The sequence below is a fragment of the Luteimonas sp. Soil_C_16 genome, from assembly GCF_057657295.1.
The window spans coordinates 72,516-94,924 of sequence record NZ_JBDGIS010000003.1 but is presented as its reverse complement, the minus strand read 5'-3'; the positions used below and the strand labels follow the sequence as shown (position 1 = coordinate 94,924).

Sequence of the window (22,409 nt, the reverse complement as noted above, 5' to 3'; positions counted from 1 at the left end):
TGCCCCACCCGGCATTGCCGGGCCTGCTGCCGATGATCCGGATTCATCCGGCGACTGTAGCGGCGCGGACTCCCGCTCCGCAACGCGCGATGCGTCCACCGCATCGCGCCAGTATCCACACAATACGCCGCAGCTGCGGCTGCGATGCGGCATCGCGCGGGCTCAGCCCTCGGCAGCGACCAGTTCGGCGACCTGCACCGCGTTGAGCGCGGCGCCCTTGCGGATGTTGTCGGCGACGATCCACAGGTTCAGACCGTTCGGGTGCGAGAGATCCTCGCGGATGCGGCCGACGAACACCGGATCGCGACCCGAGGCGTGCGTCACCGGCGTCGGCCAGCCGCCCGTCGTGCGCTCGTCGACGACTTCCACGCCCGGCGCCGTCGCGAGGATCGCACGCGCCTCGTCGACGGTGATGCGCTCGCGAAGTTCGACAGCGACGGATTCCGAATGGCCGTAGAACACCGGCACGCGCACCGCGGTGGGGTTCACCAGGATGCTGTCGTCGCCGAGGATCTTGTGCGTCTCCCAGACCAGCTTCATCTCTTCCTTGGTGAAGCCGTTCTCGAGGAACGCGTCGATCTGCGGGATCAGGTTGAACGCGATCTGCACCGGGAACTTCTGCGGATCGATCTCGCGGAAATTCAGCAGATCGCCGGTCTGGCGGCCGAGTTCTTCCATCGCCGAGCGACCCGCGCCCGACACCGACTGGTAGGTCGACACGTTGATGCGCACGATGCCCGCCTTGCAGTGCAGCGGCGCGAGCGCGACCAGCATCTGCATCGTCGAGCAGTTGGGATTGGCGATGATGCCGCGCGGACGCTTGCGGGCTGCCTCGGGGTTCACTTCGCTGATCACCAACGGCACGTCGTCGTCGTAGCGGAAGGCCGAACTGTTGTCGATGACGACGGCGCCCGCAGCGGCGAACTTCGGCGCGTAGGCCTTGCTGGTGTCGCCGCCGGCGGAGAACAGCGCGATGTCGATGCCGGCGGGATCGAAGGTGGCGAGATCCTGCACGACGATGTCGTCGTCGCCGAACTTCACGGTGGTGCCGGCCGAGCGCTCGCTCGCGAGCGGCACGAGTTCGGAGACGGGGAAATCACGCTCGGCGAGGATCGACAGCATGGTCTCGCCGACGGCGCCGGTGGCACCGACGACGGCAACGCGGAAACGGCGGTTCTGGGAACTGGACATGGACAACTTCTCGAAAAGATCTGGACGTGGGTCGCGCGGCACGCGCGGGCGCTGCATTGCGTGGGCTTCGGGGAACCGCCCGCCCCTGACGCTCAGGCGGTTCCCGGACGTTTCGCGTCTTTGCCGTCTTTCGCTGCAGACGCGATCGGCGTCGGCGGATGACCGGCATCCGGGCCCGCGCCGAGCGCGGCGATCAGGTTGTCGACCGCGAGCGTGACCATCGCGCGACGCGTGGCGAGGCTGCCGCTGGCGATGTGCGGGGTCAGCACGATGTTGTCGAGCGCGAGCAGGCGCGAATCGACCGCGGGCTCGCCTTCGAACACGTCGAGTGCGGCCGAGGCGAGGCGGCCGCTGCCGAGCGCATCGGCCAGCGCGGCTTCGTCGACGATGCCGCCGCGCGCGATGTTGGTCAGCGTCGCGGTCGGCTGCATCTTCGCCAATGCGTCGGCGTCGACGATGTGGTGGCTTGCAGCCGAGTACGGCAGCACGAGCACCAGATGATCGGCCTGCGCGAGGAGCGTGTCGAAATCGACATACGACGCGTTGAATGTGCGCTCGACATCGGCCGGCAGGCGGCTGCGGTTGTGATAGATCACGCGCATTTCGAAGCCGGACGCACGCTTGGCGATGCCCTGCCCGATCCGGCCCATGCCGAGGATGCCCAGCGTGCTGCCGTGCAGATCGGCGCCGAGCAGACCCTTGAAGTTCCAGCCCTGCCACTTGCCGGCGCGCAGATGGCGCTCGGCCTCGGTGACGCGGCGCGCGGCGGCCATCATCAGCGCGAAGCCGAAGTCGGCGGTGGTCTCGGTCAGCACGTCGGGCGTGTTGGTCGCGATGATGTCGCGCGCATGCAGCGCCGGCACGTCGAGATTGTTGTAGCCGACGCCGACGTTGGCGATCGCGCGCAGCTTCGGTGCATCGGCGATCGCACCGCCGTCGATGCGCTCGTTGAGCGTCACCAGCGCGCCGTCGACATCGCGCAATGCATCGGCAATCGCAGCGGCGTCGTGCTCGCTGACGACGGGCACCTGCACCACGTCGAAATGCGCGTGCAGGCGCTCGACGATGTCGTCGAACAGCGGTTGCGACACCCAGACCTTCGGCCGCGACTCAGCCATCGATGCGCCCCGGAATCCGCGGCGTCACCGTGCCGACATCGCCGCACTGCGCGCGATGGCGCAGCGCCTGATCCATCAGCACCAGCGCCAGCATCGCTTCGCAGATCGGCGTCGCGCGGATGCCGACGCACGGGTCGTGACGTCCGGTGGTGATCACTTCGACGGTGTTGCCGTCGGTATCCAGGCCATCGGCCGGCAGGCGCAGGCTGGACGTCGGCTTGAACGCCGTCGACACCACGATCTGCTGGCCGGTGCTGATGCCGCCGAGCACGCCGCCGGCATGATTGGATGCGAAGCCCTGCGGCGTCATCAGGTCGCGGTGTTCGCTGCCCTTCTGCGCGATCGAAGCGAAGCCCGCGCCGATTTCGACGCCCTTGACCGCGTTGATCGACATCATCGCCGCGGCCAGATCGCCATCGAGCTTGCCGTAGACCGGCTCGCCCCAGCCCGGCGGCACGCCATCGGCCACGGCGGTCACGCGCGCACCGACGGAGTCGCCGGACTTGCGCAGCGCGTCCATGTAGGTCTCGAGTTCCGGCACCTGCGCGGCGTCGGGCCAGAAGAACGGATTCGACTCGACGACATCCCAGTCGATCGCGGCGCTGTCGAACTGCGCCGGCACGATCTCGCCCAGCTGCGACAGATAGCCGTGCACGCGCACGCCGAAGCGATCATGCAGCCACTTCTTGGCGATCACCGCCGCAGCGACGCGCATCGTGGTCTCGCGCGCCGACGAGCGGCCGCCACCGCGCGGATCGCGGATGCCGTACTTCTGCCAGTACGCGTAATCGGCATGCCCGGGCCGGAACTGCTGGGCGATGTTGCCGTAATCCTTGCTGCGCGCATCGGTGTTGCGGATCAGCAGCGCGATCGGCGTCCCGGTGGTCACGCCCTTGTAGACGCCGCTGAGGATCTCGACCTCGTCGGCCTCGCGTCGCGCCGAGGTGTGCCGGGTCTTGCCGGTCGCGCGCCGGGCCAGATCGTGTTCGAAATCCTCGACCGCGAGCGCGATGCCCGGCGGGCAGCCATCGACCACGCAGCCGATCGCCGGACCATGGCTTTCGCCGAAGGTCGTGACGGTGAACAGTTGACCGAAGCTGTTGCTGGACATGGGACGGGGCGTCGGAGCGACGCGGCACGAAAACGCGGGCCGGCAAGCTTAACGCGCCCGGGCCGCGCGTGGACGCATGGTTTCGGGGCGAACCGTTGGGTACGGCTCGGCAGGGATCGCGCAGGGCTCACATCGTCGCCCCAGCGGATGCTGGGGCCCATTTCGATTGCCTCGAAGATCAGAATGGATCCCAGCTTTCGCTGGGATGACGCGAATCTGCCGTCAGCGAGCCCGCAGGCATTGCGCCCGCTTTAGTGTCATCCCGGCCTGACCAGACATGCGTCTGTTGAAAGCCGCTGGGATGACGGCGAAAAATCAGAACAACCCCGCCCCTGCACTGCCCGTCGCCGCGACGGCAGCCGGGGTCGTGCCCTCACGCGCCGCCGCCAGTTGCGTGATCTTCGCGCTGTGCGTGACCAGGTCGTGGCGCTCGACGACGAAGATGCCCATCTGGCCGACCTGGAACTCGATCCACATCAGCGGCAGTTCCGGCAGCAGCTTGATCAGGTGCTGTTCGGACTCGCCCACTTCGCAGATCAGCAGGCCGTCTTCGGTCAGATGCAGAGGCGCGTCGCGCAGGATCTTCAGCACGAGGTCGAGGCCGTCGTCGCCGGCGCGCAGGCCCATCTCGGGCTCGTAGCCGTACTCCCGCGGCAGCGCATCGGTTTCGTCGTTGGTGACGTAGGGCGGGTTGGTGACGATCAGATCGTAGTGCTCGCCCTGCAGCCCGTCGAACAGATCGGATTTGAGGAAGCACGTATTGCGCACTTCAAGGCGCTGCTCGTTCTCGGCGGCGAGGCTCAGGGCGTCATCGCTGAGGTCGACACCGTCGACGTGCCAGTCGGGATTGTGGTGCGCCATCGCGATCGCGATGCAGCCCGAACCGGTGCACAGGTCCAGCGCACGGCGCACTTCGCGACCGCCCAGCCACGGCTCGAACCCACCCAGGATCAGTTCGGCGATCGGCGACCGCGGCACCAGCGCACGCGCATCGGACTTGAAGCTCAGACCCGCGAACCAGGCCTCGCCGGTCAGATACGCGGCCGGCATGCGGTCCTCGATGCGGCGCAGGAACAGCGCCAGCACGTCTTCCTTCTCCGCGAGCGTGACCCGCGACTGGCCGTAGACGGGGCTCAGGTCGTGCGGCAGATGCAGCGCGTGGAGGGTCAGCTGGGTCGCCTCGTCGATCGCATTGTCGTAGCTGTGTCCGAAGGTCAGGCCGGCGGCGTTGAAGCGGCTGGCGCCGTAGCGGATCAGGTCGACGATCGTCTGCAGTTCTTCGGTCATGGCGCGCGGAGCTCGGGACGGCTTGATGGCCGCGGATTATAGGTCACCGCCCCGCCACGGCCCTGCCGGGCGCGCCGGTTATCATGCCCGGCGCCCGAACCGGACTTCGCGATGTTCAACAGGACCACCCTCGTCATTCTCTGCGTCGCGCTCGCCGGCGGGCTCGGCCTGCTGGTCGCGCAGAAGTATTTCGCCTCGAACGGCAGCGCCGCGACGCCGCAGCTGGAGGTCGTGCAGCTGTATCCCGCGCCGCGCGATCTGCCCGATTTCGCGCTGCAGCAGTCCGATGGCACCCAGCTGCTGCCGGGCGAACTCGCCGGCCACTGGACGCTGGTGTTCATCGGCTTCACCCACTGCCCCGATGTCTGCCCGATGACGCTGACCCATCTCGCCCAGGCGCAGCGCCAGTGGGAAGCGCTGCCCGAAGCGACGCGCCCGCGCGTGCTGTTCGTGTCCGTCGATCCCGAGCGCGACACGCCCGAACGCCTCGGCGACTACGCGCATGCTTTCCATCGCGACACGCTGGCCGCGACTGCCGACATCCCGTCGCTGGAGCGTTTCGCGCGTTCGCTGTCGATGGTGTTCGCCAAGGTGCCGCTGGACCGCGACGCGCCCGATGGCGCCTACACCGTCGACCACAGCGCCTCGCTGGCCGTGCTCGATCCGCAGGGTCGCATGGCCGGCGTGGTCTCTGGCAGCGTGCTCAATGCCGAGACGCCGCGCCCCGAAGCCGTGGCCGCCGACCTGCTGCGCCTGACCGCCGAGCACCGCCCATGAGCCTCGTCACCTCGCTGACCTACGCCCTGCCACACCGCTATCTGTCGTCGCTGGCGCGGCGTCTGGCGTATTCGCAGAACCCCGGCACGCGCCGCTGGCTGATCGACACCGTGGTGCGCAAGTTCGGTGTCGACCTGTCGGAAGCGGCGAATCCCGATCCCGCGTCCTACGCCAGCTTCAATGCATTCTTCACCCGCGCCCTGCGCGAAGGTGCGCGCGTCCCCGATCCCGATCCGCGTGCGCTGGTGATGCCGGCCGACGGGCACATCAGCCAGTGCGGCCCGATCGAGGCCGGGCGCATCTTCCAGGCCAAGGGCCAGTCGTTCACCGTCGCCGAACTGCTGGGCGACGCCGCCGATGCCGCGCCGTATCTCGACGGCAGTTTCGCGACGGTCTACCTGTCGCCGCGCGACTACCACCGCGTGCACATGCCGTGGACCGGCACGCTGCGCGAAACCGTGCACGTGCCCGGCCGGCTTTTCAGCGTGGGCACCGCCGCGGTGTCGAAGGTGCCGCGCCTGTTCGCCCGCAACGAGCGTCTGGTCTGCCATTTCGACACCGACTTCGGGCCGATGGTGCAGGTCATGGTCGGCGCGCTGCTGGTCTCGGGCGTGGAGACGGTCTGGAGCGGCGAGGAAATTCCCGCTTACGGCGACCGCATCCAGCGCAAGGACTGGCGCGGCCAAGGCATCATCCTGCAGCGTTTCGAGGAAATGGCGCGCTTCAACTACGGCTCGACGGTGATCGTGCTGCTGCCCAGGGGCGTCGCCGAGCTGGAGCCGTCGCTGCATGCCGAGTCACCGGTGCGGCTGGGTCAGCGGCTTGCGATGCGCAGCGACGTTTGAAGCTTGAAGCCCTCCCCCGCTCGCGGGGGAGGGTTGGGTGGGGGCAATCGGGCCGGTCGCAACTAACCCGTTACAAGCAGTCTCTAAGAGACTCGCTCGATGAGGTGCCGTCGGCCCTCGTGGTTCGCCCCCATCCCAGCCTTCCCCCGCACGCAGGGGAAGGAGCGAGAGCAGGTCATTGCCTCAGCGCGAACACCCTTCCAGCTTCAACGACTGCCCCTGCCGCAGCGCATACGCCGGCGCGCGCAAACCGTTCGCACGCGCCAATGCCGGCACCTCGCATCCATACCGCTGCGCGATGCTGCCAAGGGTTTCGCCGCGTGCCACCCGGTGCGTACGTGCCGGCGTCGGTGCAGGTGCAGCCTCCGGCGGACGCGGCGCAGCGGCGGACGGCGGCAACGCCGCCGGCGGCGGATCGCCATCGGTCGACAGCACTTCGATCGCGCCCGTGCGCACGATCGCCGCGCGCGGATCGCTGTTGACCAGTTCCGCGGCGAGATCGGCGCGCTCACCGCGCACGCACCAGCGCTTGTACAGGCTGGCCATGCGCGTGGTACCGGCGAGCGTGGTGCCGACCGGCAGCAGGCTTTCGGCTTCGTAGCTCGGGTTGAGATTGCGCAGCGCGCGCATGTAGCCGTCGCGGGTGTTGCCGTTGCCAAGGCAGATCGTCAGCTCGTAGATCGACGCCGGGCGCTCCAGGGTGAACGTCGCCGGACGCGTGTCGATCTTCGGGAACGTCAGGCCGTACTCCTGCGGGTGCAGGTACAGCCACGCCGCGGCGATCACCATCGGCACGTAGTCCTTGGTCTCGGCCGGAAACTGGTTGTAGACATCCGGATCCCAGAAGCTGCGGCCGGCCGCCTCGCGATAGACGCGCAACGCGCGACCTTCGCCGCCGTTGTAGCCGGCCAGCCAGTATTCGATCTCGTTGCCGTGCTGGGCAAAGCGCTCGTTGAGATACACCGCGGCTGCGTCGGCCGACAGGCGCGGGTCGTAGCGCGTGTCGAAACCGGTGCCGTCCGGGCCGAGGCCGAAGCGGCGCCCGGTGGCCGGCATGAACTGCAGCGGACCGGCAGCGCCTGCGCGCGAGCGCGCATGCACGCGGCCGTTGGACTCCTTGGCCATGATGCCGAACAGCAGCGCCTCGGGCAGACCGCTGCGCTTGAACGCCGGCGACATCAGATGCTGCATGTACTGGTAGTTCTCGTGGCTGGTCATCAGCGACACGCGCATGTCGGTGAGCCAGCGGCGGATCGAGGCCTGCACGGCGGGATTGAGCTGGACCATGCGCTTGAAGCGCTCGTCCTCGGCCAGCAGCGCCGAGGCGCTGGCGGCGGCCGGTACATCGGCGGTCGGCAGCGTGCCTTCGGCACCGTCGACATCGGCGTCCTCGGGACCTTGGCCGGCCTGCGCATCGGCATCCGATTTGAGCAGGCGCTTGTAGGTCGTCAGCAGCTGCGGAACGCTGCAACCGCGCTGCTTCTCGCAGGCGAGCATCACGTCTTCCATGTCCTCCAGCGCCGCGTTGCTGGCATCGATGCCGGCCGGATCGTCGTTGGCGATCTGCACCAGCGCCTGGCGGTAGCGGGCCTCGGCATCGAGCATGCGCTGGTTGAGCGCCTCGCCGGCCTCGCGGTCGCGGCGCGACTGCGCATTCGCATCGGTGGCCATGGCGGCCAGCGCGAGCGCCAGCGCAAGCGCGCCGAGGCGCAGCGTCGTGGAAACGGAATCTCGCATCGTGACGGGGGTCCAGCAGACAGGGCCCGCAGGGTAGCCCTGCCTGTCGCGGCGCGGCAAGGCGCGCAGCGCGAACCGCGACGCAGTCGCTAGAATCGCGGCATCCACCTCATGGAGTGCCCGCGCGATGGATCCGATCCTGCTCGGCAAGGCCGTCACGACCCCCGACGCCGGGCCCGTCCACCTGTTGCCGAAGCTCGGCAACCGCCACGGCCTGGTCGCCGGCGCAACCGGCACCGGCAAGACCGTCACCCTGATGACGCTGGCCGAAGGCTTCTCGCGCATCGGCGTGCCGGTGTTCATGGCCGACGTCAAAGGTGACGTCGCCGGACTCGCGGTTGCGGGTACGTCGAACGACAAGCTGCTCGCACGCGCGGCCGACATCGGCGTTGCCGACTGGGCCCCGGCCGCGAATCCGGTGGTGTTCTGGGATCTTTACGGCAAGCTCGGTCATCCGGTGCGCACGACGGTCAGCGAAGTCGGCCCGCTGCTGCTGGCGCGCATCCTCGAACTCAACGACACCCAGTCGGGCGTGCTCGACATCGTGTTCAAGCTCGCCGACGACCGCGGCCTGCTGCTGCTCGATCTCGCCGATCTGCGCGCTTTGCTGGGCGTGGTGACGGACGAGCGCAAGGACATTTCCACGCAGTACGGTCTGGTCAGCCCGCAATCGGTGGCCGCGATCCAGCGTTCGCTGCTGCGGCTGGAACAGGACGGCGGCGATCACTTCTTCGGCGAGCCGGCGCTGGAACTCAACGATCTGATGCGCACGTCCACCGACGGTCGCGGCGTCATCGGCATCCTCGCCGCCGACCAGCTGATCCTGCGCCCGCGGCTGTATTCGAGCTTCCTGCTGTGGCTGCTGTCGGAACTGTTCGAGACGCTGCCGGAAGTCGGTGATCTCGACAAACCGAAGCTCGTCTTCATCTTCGACGAGGCGCATCTGCTGTTCGACGATGCGCCGCCCGCGCTGCAGCAGCGCATTGAACAGGTCGTGCGTCTGATCCGCTCCAAGGGCGTGGGCGTGTATTTCTGCTCGCAGTTTCCCGATGACGTGCCCGACAACGTGCTCGGACAGCTCGGCAACCGCGTGCAGCACGCATTGCGTGCGTTCACCCCGCGCGACCAGAAGGCGGTGCGCACCGCCGCCCAGACCTTCGTACCGAATCCCGCGCTCGATGTCGCCAGCGCGATCTCGCAGCTCGGCACCGGCGAGGCGCTGGTCTCCACGCTGCAGGACAAAGGCGTGCCGACGCCGGTCGAGCGCACCCTGATCGCCCCGCCGCGCTGCCGCATGGGCGCGATCACGCCGGAAGAGCGCGCGCAGGTGCGTGCGAACAGCCCCGTCGGCGGCAAGTACGACACCGCGATCAATCGCGAATCCGCAGCCGAACTGCTCGCAAAGCGCGCCGAGGATGCGACCGCGCAGGCCAGGACGCCGCCGGCGAAGACCGCGCGCGACGACACGCCTGCCGAAGGCGGCGCCGGGCAGAAGATCAACGACTTCCTGTTCGGCACTGGCCGTCGCCAAGGTGTGGTGGAGGCGGCCGGCAAACAGGCCGCGCGCACGATCACCAACCGTCTTGTGCGCGGCCTGCTGGGCAGCCTGCTCGGCGGCAAGCGCTGAGCGGAACGCGATGAGCCGCTGGCGGCCGCCTGCCGAGAAAAGCACTGCGTTGATCACGCCCGAAGGCCATGCGCGTCTGAAGGCCGAAATCGACGATCTGTGGCGCGTGCGGCGGCCCGAAGTCGTGCGTGCGTTGTCGGCCGCCGCCGCGGAAGGCGACCGCTCTGAGAACGCCGAATACACCTATCGCAAGAAGCAGCTCGGTGAGATCGACCGGCGCGTGCGCTATCTGTCGAAGCGGCTGGAATCGTTGCGCGTGATCGACGCCGCGCCCAGCGATCCGGACGCCGTGTTCTTCGGCGCGCACGTCGAGGTGGAAGACATCGACAGCGGCGAGCTGGCGCACTACCGGATCGTCGGGCCGGACGAAACCGATGCGAAGGCCGGCTGGATCAGTATCGATTCGCCGCTGGCGCGGGCGATGCTGAAGAAGCGGGTCGACGACGAATTCGAGGCGCAGTTGCCGGGCGGCCCGGTGCGCTTCATGGTCCTCGCCGTGGACTATCGCGCGGCGTGAGTGCGACGGTTGTCCCTGCGCCACGATGGCACTGGAACGCGCGCCGCATGAGCGCGTGGCTGCTGCCGCTCGCATTGCTCGCCCTGCCCGCCTGCACGCGGGACGCGCCGACTGCGCCGCCGTCCCGGGAACGCCCGGCGCAGCCGGCCTCGGACGCGAAGACGCTGGCGCATGCGGATCTCGCGCACCGCCTGCGGCGTTTCCTGATCGAACGCAGCCTGCCCGGTGTGGCGCGCGGCCAAACCGCGGCGGACGACGAACGCTTCCGGCTCGGCGCGTTCTGGCGTGCCCGTACGGACACCCATCATTTCGGCGCCGATTTCCAGTCGCGGGCGGCGCACGCCCTCGCCGCAACGGGTTCGGCGCCGACTGCCGACGCCGCGCTGCGCCAGCTGCGCGACACCGTCGATGCGCGGCTGCCTGCGTGGCAGGCGCTGGTCGACTACAACGTCGCGGGTACGATGCGCGACGACGGCGGCGAGGAAGGCCGGCGTCTGCTGCCGTGGGCGATCGCATCGATCGATGCGATCGAGGTCGCCACCTGGGATTACGTCGACGCCGTCGAGACGACGCGCTGACGCATCGAGACCGGCGCTGCAGGCGCGCGTTTCAGCTCCCGCGCGCTACACAGCGTTCGATCGCGGTCAGCCACGTCGCACGCGGCAGCTGCCCTCAATCGACGCGACGCATCTCGAAGATCCCGTTATCCGACAGGGCGGTGAAATACCCTGTGGTCGACGTGAAATTCTTGTCCGGGAACGCCGTGCCCGGCGACACGCGGCAGAACAGGAACGCACGCGAATACGCGCACTGCAGGCGCGCTTCGGGACCGATGTCCGGAAACAGACCGTGCTGCTCCATCGCGCTCAGCGGCAACAGCGCGAGACCTTCGCCGCGGAACATCGCCAGCCAGCCGCGACCTTCGGCGCGCACCACCAGCTGCGCGTCGGCGGGAAACGCTGCGCCCGCGTCGCCGGCCGGCTGATACGTGCCGCTCAGTCCATCGGCGGCGTGCGCGATACCGGCCGCGCACAACGCGGCCGCGAGCAGCACCGCGCGGCGGATCACGCCAGCACCTGCGCGACCTCGCCGTAGAGATCGTGCTCGTCGCTCCCCATGATCGCGACATCGACGAAATCGCCGGGCTGCAGGTCGGCCTCGCGGCCATCCTGGATCTGCACCACGCCGTCGATCTCGGGCGCATCGCCCATCGAGCGTGCGATCGCGAGATCGCCGTCGACCATGTCGACGATGCACATCTGCACCGTGCCGACCTTGGCCTCGAGCCGTGCGGTCGAGATCTCCGCCTGCTTCTCCATGAAGCGCGCAAGGCGCTCCTGCTTCACTTCTTCGGGCACTGCGTCGGGCAGCGCATTGGCGGTCGCGCCGGTCACCGGCGAGTAAGCGAACGCGCCGACGCGGTCGAGCTGCGCCTCGTCGAGGAAATCGAGCAACTGCTGGAAATCGTCCTCGGTCTCGCCGGGAAAGCCGACGATGAAGGTGCTGCGGATCGTCAGTTCCGGGCAGATCTCGCGCCAGCGCGCGATGCGTTCGCGGGTCTTGTCGATCGCACCCGGGCGCCTCATGAGTTTCAGGATGCGCGGGCTGGCGTGCTGCAGCGGCACGTCGAGATACGGCAACAGCTTCGGCATGCCGTCGGCATGGCGCTCGGTCATCAGAGGAATGATGTCGTCGACGTGCGGATACGGATACACGTAATGCAGACGCGTCCACACGCCGAGCTCCGACAGGCCTTCGCACAGCGCCTTCATGCGCGTGGCGTACTGGCGCTCGCGCCAGGTGCGCTCGGCGTAGCGCACGTCGACGCCATAGGCCGAGGTGTCCTGCGAGATCACCAGCAGCTCGCGCACGCCGCCGCGCACGAGCTTCTCGGCTTCGCGCAATACGTCGTCGACCGGGCGCGAGACCAGATCGCCGCGCATCGACGGAATGATGCAGAAGCTGCAGCGGTGGTTGCAGCCCTCGGAAATCTTCAGATAGGCGTAGTGCTTAGGCGTCAGCTTGATGCCGATGTCGTCGAGCGCCGCGCGGCGTGGCACCAGATCGATGAAGGGATTGTGCGTCTGTGGCGCCGCCGAATGCACCGCGCGCATCACCGAGCCGTAGTCCTGCGGGCCACTGATCGACAGCACGCCCGGATGCGCCTCGCGGATCACCTCTTCGCGTTTGCCCAGGCAGCCGGTCACAATGACCTTGCCGTTCTCGGCGATGGCCTCGCCGATCGCGTCCAGCGATTCGGTCACTGCCGAATCGATGAAGCCGCAGGTGTTGACGACAACGACGTCGGCATCGTCGTAGGTCTGGACGATGTCGTAACCCTCCACCCGGAGCTGGGTGAGGATGCGTTCGGAATCGACGAGGGCTTTCGGACAGCCGAGGCTGACGAACCCGACCTTGGGATTGGCTGCGGACATGGGAACCGTGGCTTGGAGATGGCCGCCGAGGGCGGCTGGGATCGCGGCCGCGCGGCGTGACGCCCGCGCGCGATGGCCGCGCAGTATACCGCCGGCCCGCCCGTGGACCGGGCGCACGGATTCGCCGTTCGCGACTCGGTTAGACTCGGGGCGCCACCTGAACAGGAATTCCCCATGGGCCGGGACGTCATCCTCACCACGCCCTCCGGACCGGTGAACGCCTGGCGCGCGGATCCGCCCCATGGCGCTGCCGCGCTGGGCGCGATCGTCGTGATCCAGGAGATCTTCGGCGTCAATGCGCACATCCGCAGCGTCGCCGACGGCTATGCGGCCGCCGGTTACGTGGCATTGGCACCGGCACTGTTCGATCCGGTCGCGCGCCACGTCGAACTCGCCTACGACACCGACGGCTTCGCGCGCGGCCGCGAGCTGGTCGACGCGCTGGGCACCGAACGCGCCGTCGGCATCCTCCGCGCCTGCCGCGTCGCGCTGCAGACCGAAGGCCATCGCGGCATCGGCGTGATCGGCTTCTGCTGGGGCGGCACGCTGGCCTTTCTCGCCAACACGCGTCTTGCCCTCCCCGCGGTCAGCTATTACGGCGCGCGCACCGTGCCGTTCCTCGACGAACCCTTGCAGGCACCGATGCTGTTCCAGTTTGGCGCCGAGGATGCCGCGATCCCGCCGGCGGATATCGAGCGCCATCGCAATGCACAGCCCGACGCCGCACTGCTGGTGCATCCGGGCGGGCACGGCTTCAATCGCGATGTCGACCCGGATCATTACCACCCTGCCAGCGCAGCCGCCGCACGGCGCGCCACCCTCGCCTTCCTCGACGCCGCCCCGCGGCAGGACGCGACGCCATGACCCACACCGCCTTCTCGCTGCATCCGCAGCTGGCCGACGACACCCACCCGCTGACGACACTCACGCTTTGCGAGCTGCGCTTGATGGACGACGCCAACTATCCGTGGCTGGTGCTGGTGCCGCGCATCGCCGGCGCCCGCGAGATGATCGATCTCGATGTCGGCCAGCGGCGCCAGCTGACCGACGAGATCGACGTGGCTGCGCGCCTGCTGCGCGATGCATTCCGCCCGTACAAGCTCAACGTGGCCGCGCTCGGCAACATGGTCGAGCAGCTGCATGTGCATGTGATCGGCCGCGAACAGGACGATCCCGCGTGGCCGGCGCCGGTCTGGGGCCGCGTGGCTGCGCGGCCCTACACGCCCGAACAGCTCGTCGCCCGCATCGGCCAGTTGCAGGCCGCGTTGCCGCGCTGACTCAGCGCGCGCGGACCACGCGCGTGCCGGCGACGAAATCGTGGCCGCAGCGCCGGTCCTGGCGGAAGATCATGCAGACGCTGCCCAGTACGAGCAGCGTTCCCAGGAGCGGAATGCTGCCGACTATCTGCAGCGGGAAATAGCGCGCAAGAATCGCGCGCAGCGCCGTGACCGGACGGCCATCGAGCGTGACGATGCGGATGCCGAGCAAGCGCTTGCCCCAGGTCTGGCCGCCGACGTGCAGCGGCCATGCATGGATCGCCGCAAACATCAGCAGACTGATGGCCATCCACATGAGTTGCATACCCAATCCGATCTGGAACCCGCGCTGCGCGGAGTCGATCACCGCGGAGAAGTAACCCCCAAACCACATCAGCGGCGTCATCGCGACCACTGCAATCAGCGCATCGATCATGACAGCAGCCAGACGCAGACCCCGATCGGCGGGTTCTTCCTGCGCGTTGGTCTGCAGTTGCGCGGTCGGCGCCTGATAGGGATTCGTCTCGTGCATCGCAGCGTCCTTGCGTGATGGGTTCGAACGATCAGGTGCGCGGGAGGGTCACGCCGCGCTGGCCCTGGTACTTGCCGCCGCGATCCTTGTACGAGGTCTCGCACACATCGTCGGCATCGGACTGGAAGAACAGCATCTGCGCGACACCTTCGTTGGCGTAGATGCGCGCCGGCAGCGGCGTCGTATTGCTGAATTCCAGCGTGACGTGGCCTTCCCATTCCGGTTCGAGCGGGGTCACGTTGACGATGATCCCGCAGCGCGCGTACGTGCTCTTGCCCAGGCACACGACCAGCGTGTCACGCGGGATACGGAAGTACTCGACCGTGCGCGCCAACGCGAACGAATTCGGCGGAATGATGCATTCGTCGGCTTCGATGTCGACGAAGCTGCCGGGATCGAAATGCTTCGGATCGACGATCGTCGAATTGATGTTCGTGAAGATCTTGAACTCGCGCGAGCAGCGCACGTCGTAGCCATAGCTCGACGTGCCGTAGCTGACGATGCGCTGGCCGGCGGGGTCCTGCTTCACCTGGCCCGGCTCGAAGGGCTCGATCATGCCCTGCTCGGACATGCGGCGGATCCAGCGGTCGCTCTTGATGCTCATCGTGGGGTTCCTGCGGCGCGGCGGCCTGGACGCGCATTGTCGCCGCCCAGCCCGCCTGCGTCACCCCGCCGCGGCAGCGCCGTCAGACCAGCGACGCGGAAATCGACATCGGCGCCCGCGGCCGCTTCTCGAGTTCTGCCACCAGCCGCCGTGCCGTGGCGCGATAGGCCTGCGCGGCGGGCGAATCCGGCGACGCGACGACGATCGGCACACCGGCATCGCCCTGTGCGCGGATGCCGATCTCCAGCGGCAAGGAGCCCAACAACGGCACGCCGTACTGCGTCGCCATGCGCTGGCCGCCACCGTCGCCGAACAGATGCTCGACGTGTCCGCAGTTCGAGCACACGTGCTGGGCCATGTTCTCGACCAGCCCGAGCACCGCGACCTCGACCTTCTCGAACATCTTCAGCGCCTTGCGCGCATCGAGCGTCGCCACGTCCTGCGGCGTGGTCACGATCACCGCGCCGGCCACGGGAATCTTCTGCGCCAGCGTGAGCTGGATGTCGCCGGTTCCGGGCGGCAGATCGACGAGCAGATAGTCGAGCGCGTCGTCCCCACCCCACAGCGTGTCGTTGAGCAACTGCGTCAGTGCCGACGTCGCCATCGGCCCGCGCCAGATCATCGGCGTGTCCTGGTCGACCAGCAGCCCGATCGACATCGCCTCGATGCCATGGGCCTGCATCGGCAGGATCGACTTGCCATCCGGACTGTCCGGCTTGCCCGACAGGCCCAGCATCATCGGAATGCTCGGTCCGTACACATCGGCATCCAGTACCCCGACCCGCGCCCCATCAGCCGCGAGCGCGAGCGCGAGGTTCACCGCGGTGGTCGACTTGCCGACGCCGCCCTTGCCGGAGCCGATGGCGATGATGTTGCGGATGCGGGCATGTGGCGAGAGCGCGTTTTGTACTTCGCGAGCCGGGACAGGGACGTGGGTCATAGAAAATAGCGACGATCCGGGAGCCTCGCATTGTCCCATCAACCGGACGCGGGGAATCACGAGAACACAGCCGCAGAAGGAAGCAGGGCTACCTCGCCTCGCCATCGCGCTACATCACTTGCTGAATGACGGTCGAGAAGCCGTCACTGACCATGGCTTATCGGCTATAACTCCGCCATCTGCGCAGGCGCTGTGCTGGTCGCAGCTTCGAGGGAGGGATCGAAATGTTGAACAGGAAGAAGATGTGGCTGGTGGCTGTGGTGGGGATGCCTCTGATGCTCGCGTCGATGGTTGCCGCCGCCCAGTCCCCGGTCGGCCGCTGGAAGACCATCGACGACGAGACCGGTCGGGTGAAGTCGATCGTCGAGATCACGCAAGCGGCAAACGGCACGCTGAGTGGCCGTGTGGCGCAGGTGCTGCAGTCCGATCGTGGTCCGAATCCGGTCTGCGACAAATGCAGCGGCACGCGTCGGAATCAGCCGATCACGGGCATGACGATCCTGTGGGATCTCAAGCCGGACGGCAGCGAGTGGTCGGGTGGCACGATTCTCGACCCGGCCAATGGCAAGACCTACAAGTCCAAGACCAAGATGCTCGATGCCAACCGCATCGGCGTGTCGGGCTGCATCGCGTTCATCTGCCGCGAGCAGGTCTGGCAGCGCGAGTGAGCCGCCAAGCCGCGGGCACCGAGGTTCCCGCGGCGCTTCACCCGTTCTGAGCCCGATCAAGCGTTGTCAGACGGGTGCCCGACGTGCTCGACAAACTTTGAATCTACGCGGCGGATCGCTCTTGCTGTGGCGATATGCAAGGCTCATGAAACGCCGTGTGAGTGCCAGTGATTACCGCCTGGCGTATGGATGTCCTTCTTTGCCGGCCGGTTCTTCCCAAGGCCCTATTCAAGGACCAGAAGAGCAGCGGCGCATAGAGACGCCGCAACGCAGAAGCCTCCAGAGCACTTGAATGGGCGCGCGCTTCGTCTGTGTCACCTCATAGCCCCATGCGTATTCGGCAAATATTTGACTCAATTTTTGCGAATTTAAAAGACAAGAATTGCAAATATTTCGGCCAGAAAGCTTGCATTCGTTACTAAGATATGGCAAATAAGTTAACGCTGCGTTAAGCAGGGTGTTCGTGGGTCAGGAGTGGCCCGCGGTTTTCTATATAGGGGATTTCCATGATTGTTAACAAAGTTTCGCCGCTGTACGCGGCGATCGCGACCACGCTTCTCGCCTCGGCCGCAGGCGCGGTACACGCGCAGGATTCGAATTCTGCGAACGATGCCCAGACCCTGGATCGCGTCAGCGTGACCGGTTCGCGTATCGCACGCGAGGGATTCGTCACCCCGTCGCCTGTCACTGCGATATCGGCTGAAGAGATCCGCGCCACTGGCGCCGTGACCATCGCCGATCTGATGACGAAGATGCCCGCTCTGAGCCCGAACTACACGCTCGGCAATTCGACCCGTTTCATCGGTACCGCTGGCCTCGGCCTTCTGGACCTGCGTGGAATGGGTACCTCGCGCACGCTGGTGCTGGTCAATGGTCGTCGCCACGTAGGCGCCACGCCTGGTACCACCGCCGTCGACGTCAACACCATTCCGGTGGAGTGGATCGAGCGCGTTGAAGTGATTACGGGCGGCGCGTCCGCGGTCTATGGCGCCGACGCTGTGGCGGGCGTGGTCAACTTCATCACCAAGAAGTCGTTCGATGGTATCGAGATGCGCGCCCAGCGCGGTGCAGCAGGCGAAGGCGGCTTCGGCCGTGCGTTTGCAAGCGTCTCCGCCGGCGGCGAGTTCGCGGATGGCCGTGGTAACGCGGCGATCTCGGTTGAACGCAGCGAGCAGGACCGCTTCAGCCGCACAAGCCGGGAAATCGGCCGCCGCTATCTGGTCTCGCGCCCCAATCCTAATTTCGATCCAAGCCAGCCCTCGAGCGAGGCCAATCCGCAGACGATCCTGGACGGCCCGGGCGGCAATCATTCGCTCTCCTACGGCGGTACGTTCAATGTCGGCACCTTCAACCCCGCCAATCCGACGCAGCGCTACCGCTTCCTCCCTGACGGCAGCTTCGTCCGCAACACGTACAACGGCTGGCTCAATGCCAACTCCTGTATCGACTGCGAATTCACTGACCTCAACGCGCTTGCCGACCTTGAGCCAGAGTTCGATCGCACCAGCGTCAACGCGATGTTCAATTTCGCGCTGAACGACGACCACAACGTGTTTGCCGAGGCCAAGTACAGCAAGACCGAGTCGCACTTCTTCGGCCAATCCGCATTCGACCAGTCAATCCGCGTGCGTCCGGACAACGCGTTCATTTCGCCCCAGTTGTCGGCATTCATTGCCGCCAACCCGGCTGCTCTTAGCACCGTCAACTTCAACACGCCGGTGCCGGGCACGCCGAGCTCGTATCGCGTCCTCAACGTGAATCGCATGAATGTCGATGCCGGTCGCCGTGGCGAGCGCATTGATCGTGACACCAAGCGCATCGTCGTGGGCCTCGAGGGTTTCCTCGGCGACGACTGGACCTACGAGACCTCGGTCAACTTCGGCGAATCGACGATTTCGCGCATCAACCTCAACAACCGTATCAACGAGCGCTGGCATGCAGGTCTTGATGCAGTGCGCGATCCCGCGACCGGCAACATCGTCTGCCGTGCCACGCTCGACCCGAACGCCATCAACGTTCATACGGGTCAGCGTTACAACGCCGCACTCGTCCAAGGCTGCGTGCCGTTCTCCATCTTCGGAGACGGCGCCGTTGCAGCGAACCCGGCTGCTGCCGCATGGTTCAATGCCAATTCGCTGAACACATCGAAGCTCAAGCAGACGGTCTACAGCGCCTCCGTCGCCAACAACGCGTTGTTCTCACTGCCCGCCGGCGATGTCGGTTTTGCAGGTGGCATCGAGCATCGCCGCGAAGAGAGCCAGGAAAACACCGATCCACTGTCTGCACTCGGCTTGACCTTCCTCAACGCGATCTCCAGCCGTGGCGGCCGCTACGACGTCACCGACGTGTTCGCGGAAACCACGATTCCGCTGCTGGCCGATCTTCCCGGTGTCGAGCGTCTGTCGCTTGATCTGGCCGGTCGCTATTCGGACTACAGCACGATTGGAACGACGACCACCTGGAACGTGGGTCTCGATTGGCAGATCGTTCCCTCGCTTCGCGTTCGAGGCACCACCGCAAAGGCAGTGCGCGCACCGGGCATCGGCGAATTGTTCAATCCGCAGTCGCAGAACTTTGCGGTCATCAACGATCCGTGCAACACCCGCATCACCAACCCGAATCGGCCGTCCACCGCGGCTGACGTCGCACTTCGTCAGGCGAACTGCGCGGCACTCGGCGTTCCTGCCAACTGGGAAGACGAGTACACCGCCAATCGTCCGGGCGTGAGCGGCGGCAATCCGAACCTCAACCCTGAAGAAGCCGACACGGTGTCGTTCGGCGTGGTGTGGCAGCCCGAGTTCGTCAAGGGCCTGGGCGTCTCGATCGACTACTGGCGCATCACGTTGCATGACGCGATCGGCGCAGTCACAGCACAGACCAATGCGACGCGCTGCGTCGATTCGCCTGGCGGCGTGACCAATAACATCTTCTGCGACCAGATCCTCCGAGCGCCGGCCGGTGGCTACAACGACCCGCAGGGACGTGCCTTCCCGAGCTACAGCATCTACAACTGGACCGCATTGAACGAGAACCTCGCCAAGTCGCGCCGCGTCGGCGTCGATTTCGAGGTTGATTACCGCTTTGACCTGGCAGGCGGCAATGCTGTCACGCGCCTGGTCGGCACCCGCCTGATCCAGTCGCGCGAGTGGGCGTTCCAGGACTTCCCGAACGAGTTCAAGGAGTGGGTCACGTCCGTCAGCGATCCGCGTTACCGCGCGAATCTGGAAGCTGCGTACAACCGCGACGATTGGGACGCGTCGTGGACGATGCGCTACATGCATCACAACCTGCGCGTGGAGCCGGCCTCCTACCAGAGCAATCCGGGGCAGGCCAACCCGATCCGCAACGGTTCGTACGTCTATCACAACGCGCAGATCGGCTACACCTTCCCGGATTCGGGCATCAAGGTCTACATCGGCGCCGATAATCTGTTCGACAAGGATCCTCCGGCGAACTACTTCGGCGCGGACATCAACTCTGCGTTCTACGACAGCGTCGGTCGCTTCGTGTATCTGGGCGCCACCTACAAGTTCTGATGAACCTGTAACCGCTGCATGAAAGAGCCCGGCTTCGGCCGGGCTCTTTTTTTGAAGAGAATCCCCCATGCGATAATCCCGCTCCGCCCGCTCTTCCAAGCCTCGCCCCATGTCGCGCACGCTGCTCGTCACCACCGCCCTGCCCTACGCCAACGGGCCGCTGCACCTCGGTCATCTGGTCGGCTACATCCAGGCCGACATCTGGGTGCGGGCGCGGCGCATGGATGGGGATACGGCGCGGTTCGTCTGTGCGGACGATACGCATGGCACGCCGATCATGCTGGCGGCAGAAAAGGCGGGGACGACACCCGAAGCCTTCATTGCGGACATCCAGGTCGGACACGAGCGTGACTTTGCCGCGTTCGGCGTGGACTTCGACCACTACGACTCGACCCATTCGGCGGGCAATCGCACGATGGTCGAGACGATCTACGCACGTCTCGACGCGGGCGGTCATATCGCGCGTCGCGATGTCGCGCAGCTGTTCGATCCGGTGCGCGGCATGTTCCTGCCGGACCGCTACGTCAAGGGCATCTGCCCGAAGTGCGGCACGCCGGACCAGTACGGCGACAACTGCGAACACTGTGGCGCCACGTACTCGCCGAGCGATCTGATCGATCCGGTCTCGGTGGTCAGCGGCGCGACGCCGGAAGTGCGCGAGTCGGAGCACTTCTTCTTCGAGCTCGGCCATTTCGAAGCCTTCCTGCGCGAGTGGCTGGCGGGCGATGTCGCCGTGTCGGGCGTCAAGGCGAAGCTGGCCGAATGGCTCGACGGCGAAGGCGGCCTGCGCGCGTGGGATATCTCCCGCGATGCGCCCTATTTCGGCTTCGAGATTCCGGGTCACCCGGGCAAGTTCTTCTACGTCTGGCTGGACGCGCCGATCGGGTATCTCAGCAGCTTCAAGGCGCTGTGCGCACGCGAAGGCCTGGATTTCGATGCGTGGCTCGCACCCGAGGGCGGCGCCGAACTGCACCACTTCATCGGCAAGGACATCGTCAATTTCCACGGCCTGTTCTGGCCGGCGATGCTGCACGGCGCCGGTCTGCGCGCGCCGACGCGGCTGCACGTCAACGGCTACCTGACCGTTGACGGCGCGAAGATGTCGAAGTCGCGCGGCACCTTCGTCATGGCGCGCACGTATCTCGACCAGGGCCTGGATCCCGAGGCACTGCGTTACTACTTCGCGGCGAAATCCTCGGGCGGTGTCGATGATCTCGACCTCAACCTCGGCGACTTCATCGCGCGCGTGAACAGCGACGTGGTCGGCAAGCTGGTCAACCTCGCCAGCCGCTGCGCCGGCTTCATCGGCAAGCGCTTCGAGGGCCGTCTGGCCGACGCGCTGCCGGAGCCGGCGACCTACGCGCGTTTCGTTGAGGCGCTGGCGCCGATCCGCGAATCCTATGCGCGCAACGAACCGGCCAGTGTGCTGCGTCAGGTGATGGCGCTGGCCGACGAGGCCAACCGCTACATCGACGACCGCAAGCCGTGGGTGATCGCGAAGCAGGACGGCAGCGACGCCGAACTGCAGGCTGTCTGCACGCAAGGCCTGAACCTGTTCCGTGTGCTGGCGACGGCACTGCGGCCGGTGCTGCCGCGCGTGTCGCGCGACGTCGATGCGTTCTTCGCCGCACCGTCCGACACGTGGGCCGCGCTCGACGCGCCGCTGCTCGGCCACGTCATCCAACCCTATGCCCCGCTCTTCACCCGAATCGACCCCAAGCAGATCGACGCCATGACCGACGCCTCCAAGGACACCCTCGCCGCCGCACCGGCCGCGCCCGCCGCCGTGAAGAAGCCGGTCGAAGCACCTGTCGCGTCGCCGGCGAAAGCCACGGACGCGGGTGCGCCGGCGCACATCTCGATCGACGACTTCGCGAAGCTCGATCTGCGCATCGGGAAGGTCGTCGCCTGCGATTTCGTCGAAGGTTCGGACAAGCTGTTGCGCTTCGAACTCGACGCCGGCGATCTCGGCACGCGCCAGATCTTCTCCGGCATCCGTGCGAGCTACGGCGAGCCGGACACGCTGGTCGGGCGCAACGTGGTGTTCATCGCCAATCTCGCGCCGCGCAAGATGCGCTTCGGCATCAGCGAAGGCATGATCCTGTCGGCCGGTTTCGATGGTGGTGCGCTCGCACTACTGGATGCCGACGCCGCCGCGCAGCCGGGCATGCCGGTCCGCTGAGCCGGCGCGGCATCGCCGCGAACCCTGCCCAGCCCGCACGCCCAGC

Annotated in this window: 20 protein-coding genes; 10 read left to right on the top strand and 10 right to left on the bottom strand. The window is 66.8% G+C overall.

Annotation, left to right across the window (positions count from 1 at the left end; genetic code table 11):
* Positions 1–162: 162 nt before the first annotated feature.
* From AC3A5T_RS06800 to prmB, 4 genes are all read right to left on the bottom strand, one after another.
* On the bottom strand, positions 163–1,191 hold the full coding sequence (locus AC3A5T_RS06800) for an aspartate-semialdehyde dehydrogenase (RefSeq protein ID WP_487627936.1): 1,029 nt from the start codon (positions 1,189–1,191) through the stop codon (positions 163–165).
* Between the two features lie 92 nt (positions 1,192–1,283).
* Complete coding sequence (locus tag AC3A5T_RS06795) at positions 1,284–2,309, bottom strand: 2-hydroxyacid dehydrogenase (protein ID WP_487627935.1); 1,026 nt, start codon at positions 2,307–2,309, stop codon at positions 1,284–1,286.
* Positions 2,302–3,420, bottom strand: a complete 1,119-nt coding sequence (aroC, locus tag AC3A5T_RS06790) for a chorismate synthase (RefSeq protein WP_487627934.1) — start codon at positions 3,418–3,420, stop codon at positions 2,302–2,304. The genes AC3A5T_RS06795 and aroC overlap by 8 nt, the downstream gene beginning before the upstream one ends.
* 315 nt (positions 3,421–3,735) lie before the next feature.
* Complete coding sequence (gene prmB / locus AC3A5T_RS06785) at positions 3,736–4,707, bottom strand: 50S ribosomal protein L3 N(5)-glutamine methyltransferase (RefSeq protein WP_487627933.1); 972 nt, start codon at positions 4,705–4,707, stop codon at positions 3,736–3,738.
* A 111-nt stretch (positions 4,708–4,818) separates the two neighbouring features.
* Here prmB and AC3A5T_RS06780 point away from each other — a divergent pair, with 111 nt between their 5' ends.
* Together AC3A5T_RS06780 and asd are read left to right on the top strand one after the other, a co-directional pair.
* Positions 4,819–5,484: an SCO family protein gene (locus AC3A5T_RS06780; protein WP_487627932.1), complete on the top strand. Its 666-nt coding sequence runs from the start codon at positions 4,819–4,821 to the stop codon at positions 5,482–5,484.
* Positions 5,481–6,329: an archaetidylserine decarboxylase gene (gene asd / locus AC3A5T_RS06775; protein ID WP_487627931.1), complete on the top strand. Its 849-nt coding sequence runs from the start codon at positions 5,481–5,483 to the stop codon at positions 6,327–6,329. Before AC3A5T_RS06780 ends, asd begins: the two co-directional genes overlap by 4 nt.
* 183 nt (positions 6,330–6,512) lie before the next feature.
* On the opposite strand, the gene AC3A5T_RS06770 is transcribed toward asd, so the two are convergent.
* The gene (locus AC3A5T_RS06770; protein ID WP_487627930.1) at positions 6,513–8,066 is read right to left on the bottom strand and encodes a transglycosylase SLT domain-containing protein; all 1,554 of its coding nucleotides are present in this window, start codon (positions 8,064–8,066) and stop codon (positions 6,513–6,515) included.
* Positions 8,067–8,193: 127 nt separating this feature from the next.
* Between AC3A5T_RS06770 and AC3A5T_RS06765 the strand changes: the two genes are divergently transcribed.
* Genes AC3A5T_RS06765 through AC3A5T_RS06755 form a run of 3 tightly spaced genes read left to right on the top strand, consistent with a single transcriptional unit; the run spans position 8,194 to position 10,788 of the window.
* Positions 8,194–9,693: a helicase HerA-like domain-containing protein gene (locus AC3A5T_RS06765; RefSeq protein WP_487627929.1), complete on the top strand. Its 1,500-nt coding sequence runs from the start codon at positions 8,194–8,196 to the stop codon at positions 9,691–9,693.
* Between the two features lie 10 nt (positions 9,694–9,703).
* Positions 9,704–10,210, top strand: coding sequence for a transcription elongation factor GreB (greB, locus tag AC3A5T_RS06760; RefSeq protein ID WP_487627928.1), 507 nt, complete (start codon positions 9,704–9,706; stop codon positions 10,208–10,210).
* Positions 10,211–10,257: 47 nt separating this feature from the next.
* The gene (locus tag AC3A5T_RS06755) at positions 10,258–10,788 is read left to right on the top strand and encodes a hypothetical protein (RefSeq protein WP_487627927.1); all 531 of its coding nucleotides are present in this window, start codon (positions 10,258–10,260) and stop codon (positions 10,786–10,788) included.
* A gap of 94 nt (positions 10,789–10,882) precedes the next feature.
* On the opposite strand, the gene AC3A5T_RS06750 is transcribed toward AC3A5T_RS06755, so the two are convergent.
* Both AC3A5T_RS06750 and rimO read right to left on the bottom strand, forming a co-directional pair.
* Complete coding sequence (locus AC3A5T_RS06750) at positions 10,883–11,278, bottom strand: hypothetical protein (RefSeq protein ID WP_332078664.1); 396 nt, start codon at positions 11,276–11,278, stop codon at positions 10,883–10,885.
* The gene (rimO, locus tag AC3A5T_RS06745; RefSeq protein WP_487627926.1) at positions 11,275–12,645 is read right to left on the bottom strand and encodes a 30S ribosomal protein S12 methylthiotransferase RimO; all 1,371 of its coding nucleotides are present in this window, start codon (positions 12,643–12,645) and stop codon (positions 11,275–11,277) included. The genes AC3A5T_RS06750 and rimO overlap by 4 nt, the downstream gene beginning before the upstream one ends.
* A 174-nt stretch (positions 12,646–12,819) precedes the next feature.
* Here rimO and AC3A5T_RS06740 point away from each other — a divergent pair, with 174 nt between their 5' ends.
* Positions 12,820–13,509, top strand: coding sequence for a dienelactone hydrolase family protein (locus tag AC3A5T_RS06740; protein ID WP_487627925.1), 690 nt, complete (start codon positions 12,820–12,822; stop codon positions 13,507–13,509).
* Entirely contained in the window at positions 13,506–13,922 is a 417-nt protein-coding gene (locus AC3A5T_RS06735) for an HIT domain-containing protein (protein WP_487627924.1), read from the top strand. The genes AC3A5T_RS06740 and AC3A5T_RS06735 overlap by 4 nt, the downstream gene beginning before the upstream one ends.
* A gap of 1 nt (position 13,923) precedes the next feature.
* Here the strand turns inward: AC3A5T_RS06735 and AC3A5T_RS06730 are convergent, their stop codons facing one another.
* The 3 genes from AC3A5T_RS06730 to apbC form a co-directional block, all read right to left on the bottom strand.
* Positions 13,924–14,433 (bottom strand): RDD family protein, encoded by a 510-nt coding sequence (locus AC3A5T_RS06730; protein ID WP_487627923.1) that lies wholly within the window; start codon positions 14,431–14,433, stop codon positions 13,924–13,926.
* A 31-nt stretch (positions 14,434–14,464) separates the two neighbouring features.
* Positions 14,465–15,037 (bottom strand): dCTP deaminase, encoded by a 573-nt coding sequence (gene dcd, locus AC3A5T_RS06725; protein ID WP_232117224.1) that lies wholly within the window; start codon positions 15,035–15,037, stop codon positions 14,465–14,467.
* Between the two features lie 82 nt (positions 15,038–15,119).
* A complete protein-coding gene (apbC, locus tag AC3A5T_RS06720) occupies positions 15,120–15,977 on the bottom strand; it encodes an iron-sulfur cluster carrier protein ApbC (protein WP_487627922.1) in 858 nt (285 codons plus the stop codon).
* Between the two features lie 242 nt (positions 15,978–16,219).
* On the opposite strand from apbC, the gene AC3A5T_RS06715 reads away from it, so the two are divergent.
* The 3 genes from AC3A5T_RS06715 to metG all read left to right on the top strand — a co-directional run bounded on the left by AC3A5T_RS06715 (position 16,220) and on the right by metG (position 22,363).
* Positions 16,220–16,645: a DUF2147 domain-containing protein gene (locus AC3A5T_RS06715; RefSeq protein ID WP_487628188.1), complete on the top strand. Its 426-nt coding sequence runs from the start codon at positions 16,220–16,222 to the stop codon at positions 16,643–16,645.
* Between the two features lie 506 nt (positions 16,646–17,151).
* Entirely contained in the window at positions 17,152–20,181 is a 3,030-nt protein-coding gene (locus AC3A5T_RS06710) for a TonB-dependent receptor domain-containing protein (protein ID WP_487627921.1), read from the top strand.
* Positions 20,182–20,290: 109 nt separating this feature from the next.
* The gene (metG, locus tag AC3A5T_RS06705) at positions 20,291–22,363 is read left to right on the top strand and encodes a methionine--tRNA ligase (RefSeq protein WP_487627920.1); all 2,073 of its coding nucleotides are present in this window, start codon (positions 20,291–20,293) and stop codon (positions 22,361–22,363) included.
* The last annotated feature ends 46 nt before the right edge of the window (positions 22,364–22,409 follow it).

Excerpts from the sequence above, each read along its gene's own strand:
- AC3A5T_RS06770 (WP_487627930.1), bottom strand. The coding sequence starts at position 8,066 with ATGCGAGATTCCGTTTCCACGACGCTGCGCCTCGGCGCGCTTGCGCTG.
- apbC (WP_487627922.1), bottom strand. The coding sequence starts at position 15,977 with ATGACCCACGTCCCTGTCCCGGCTCGCGAAGTACAAAACGCGCTCTCG.
- AC3A5T_RS06730 (WP_487627923.1), bottom strand. The coding sequence starts at position 14,433 with ATGCACGAGACGAATCCCTATCAGGCGCCGACCGCGCAACTGCAGACC.
- metG (WP_487627920.1), top strand. The coding sequence starts at position 20,291 with ATGTCGCGCACGCTGCTCGTCACCACCGCCCTGCCCTACGCCAACGGG.
- asd (WP_487627931.1), top strand. The coding sequence starts at position 5,481 with ATGAGCCTCGTCACCTCGCTGACCTACGCCCTGCCACACCGCTATCTG.
- AC3A5T_RS06795 (WP_487627935.1), bottom strand. The coding sequence starts at position 2,309 with ATGGCTGAGTCGCGGCCGAAGGTCTGGGTGTCGCAACCGCTGTTCGAC.
- dcd (WP_232117224.1), bottom strand. The coding sequence starts at position 15,037 with ATGAGCATCAAGAGCGACCGCTGGATCCGCCGCATGTCCGAGCAGGGC.
- AC3A5T_RS06740 (WP_487627925.1), top strand. The coding sequence starts at position 12,820 with ATGGGCCGGGACGTCATCCTCACCACGCCCTCCGGACCGGTGAACGCC.
- AC3A5T_RS06765 (WP_487627929.1), top strand. The coding sequence starts at position 8,194 with ATGGATCCGATCCTGCTCGGCAAGGCCGTCACGACCCCCGACGCCGGG.
- aroC (WP_487627934.1), bottom strand. The coding sequence starts at position 3,420 with ATGTCCAGCAACAGCTTCGGTCAACTGTTCACCGTCACGACCTTCGGC.
- AC3A5T_RS06780 (WP_487627932.1), top strand. The coding sequence starts at position 4,819 with ATGTTCAACAGGACCACCCTCGTCATTCTCTGCGTCGCGCTCGCCGGC.
- AC3A5T_RS06715 (WP_487628188.1), top strand. The coding sequence starts at position 16,220 with ATGTGGCTGGTGGCTGTGGTGGGGATGCCTCTGATGCTCGCGTCGATG.
- AC3A5T_RS06800 (WP_487627936.1), bottom strand. The coding sequence starts at position 1,191 with ATGTCCAGTTCCCAGAACCGCCGTTTCCGCGTTGCCGTCGTCGGTGCC.
- greB (WP_487627928.1), top strand. The coding sequence starts at position 9,704 with ATGAGCCGCTGGCGGCCGCCTGCCGAGAAAAGCACTGCGTTGATCACG.
- prmB (WP_487627933.1), bottom strand. The coding sequence starts at position 4,707 with ATGACCGAAGAACTGCAGACGATCGTCGACCTGATCCGCTACGGCGCC.
- rimO (WP_487627926.1), bottom strand. The coding sequence starts at position 12,645 with ATGTCCGCAGCCAATCCCAAGGTCGGGTTCGTCAGCCTCGGCTGTCCG.
- AC3A5T_RS06735 (WP_487627924.1), top strand. The coding sequence starts at position 13,506 with ATGACCCACACCGCCTTCTCGCTGCATCCGCAGCTGGCCGACGACACC.
- AC3A5T_RS06710 (WP_487627921.1), top strand. The coding sequence starts at position 17,152 with ATGATTGTTAACAAAGTTTCGCCGCTGTACGCGGCGATCGCGACCACG.
- AC3A5T_RS06755 (WP_487627927.1), top strand. The coding sequence starts at position 10,258 with ATGAGCGCGTGGCTGCTGCCGCTCGCATTGCTCGCCCTGCCCGCCTGC.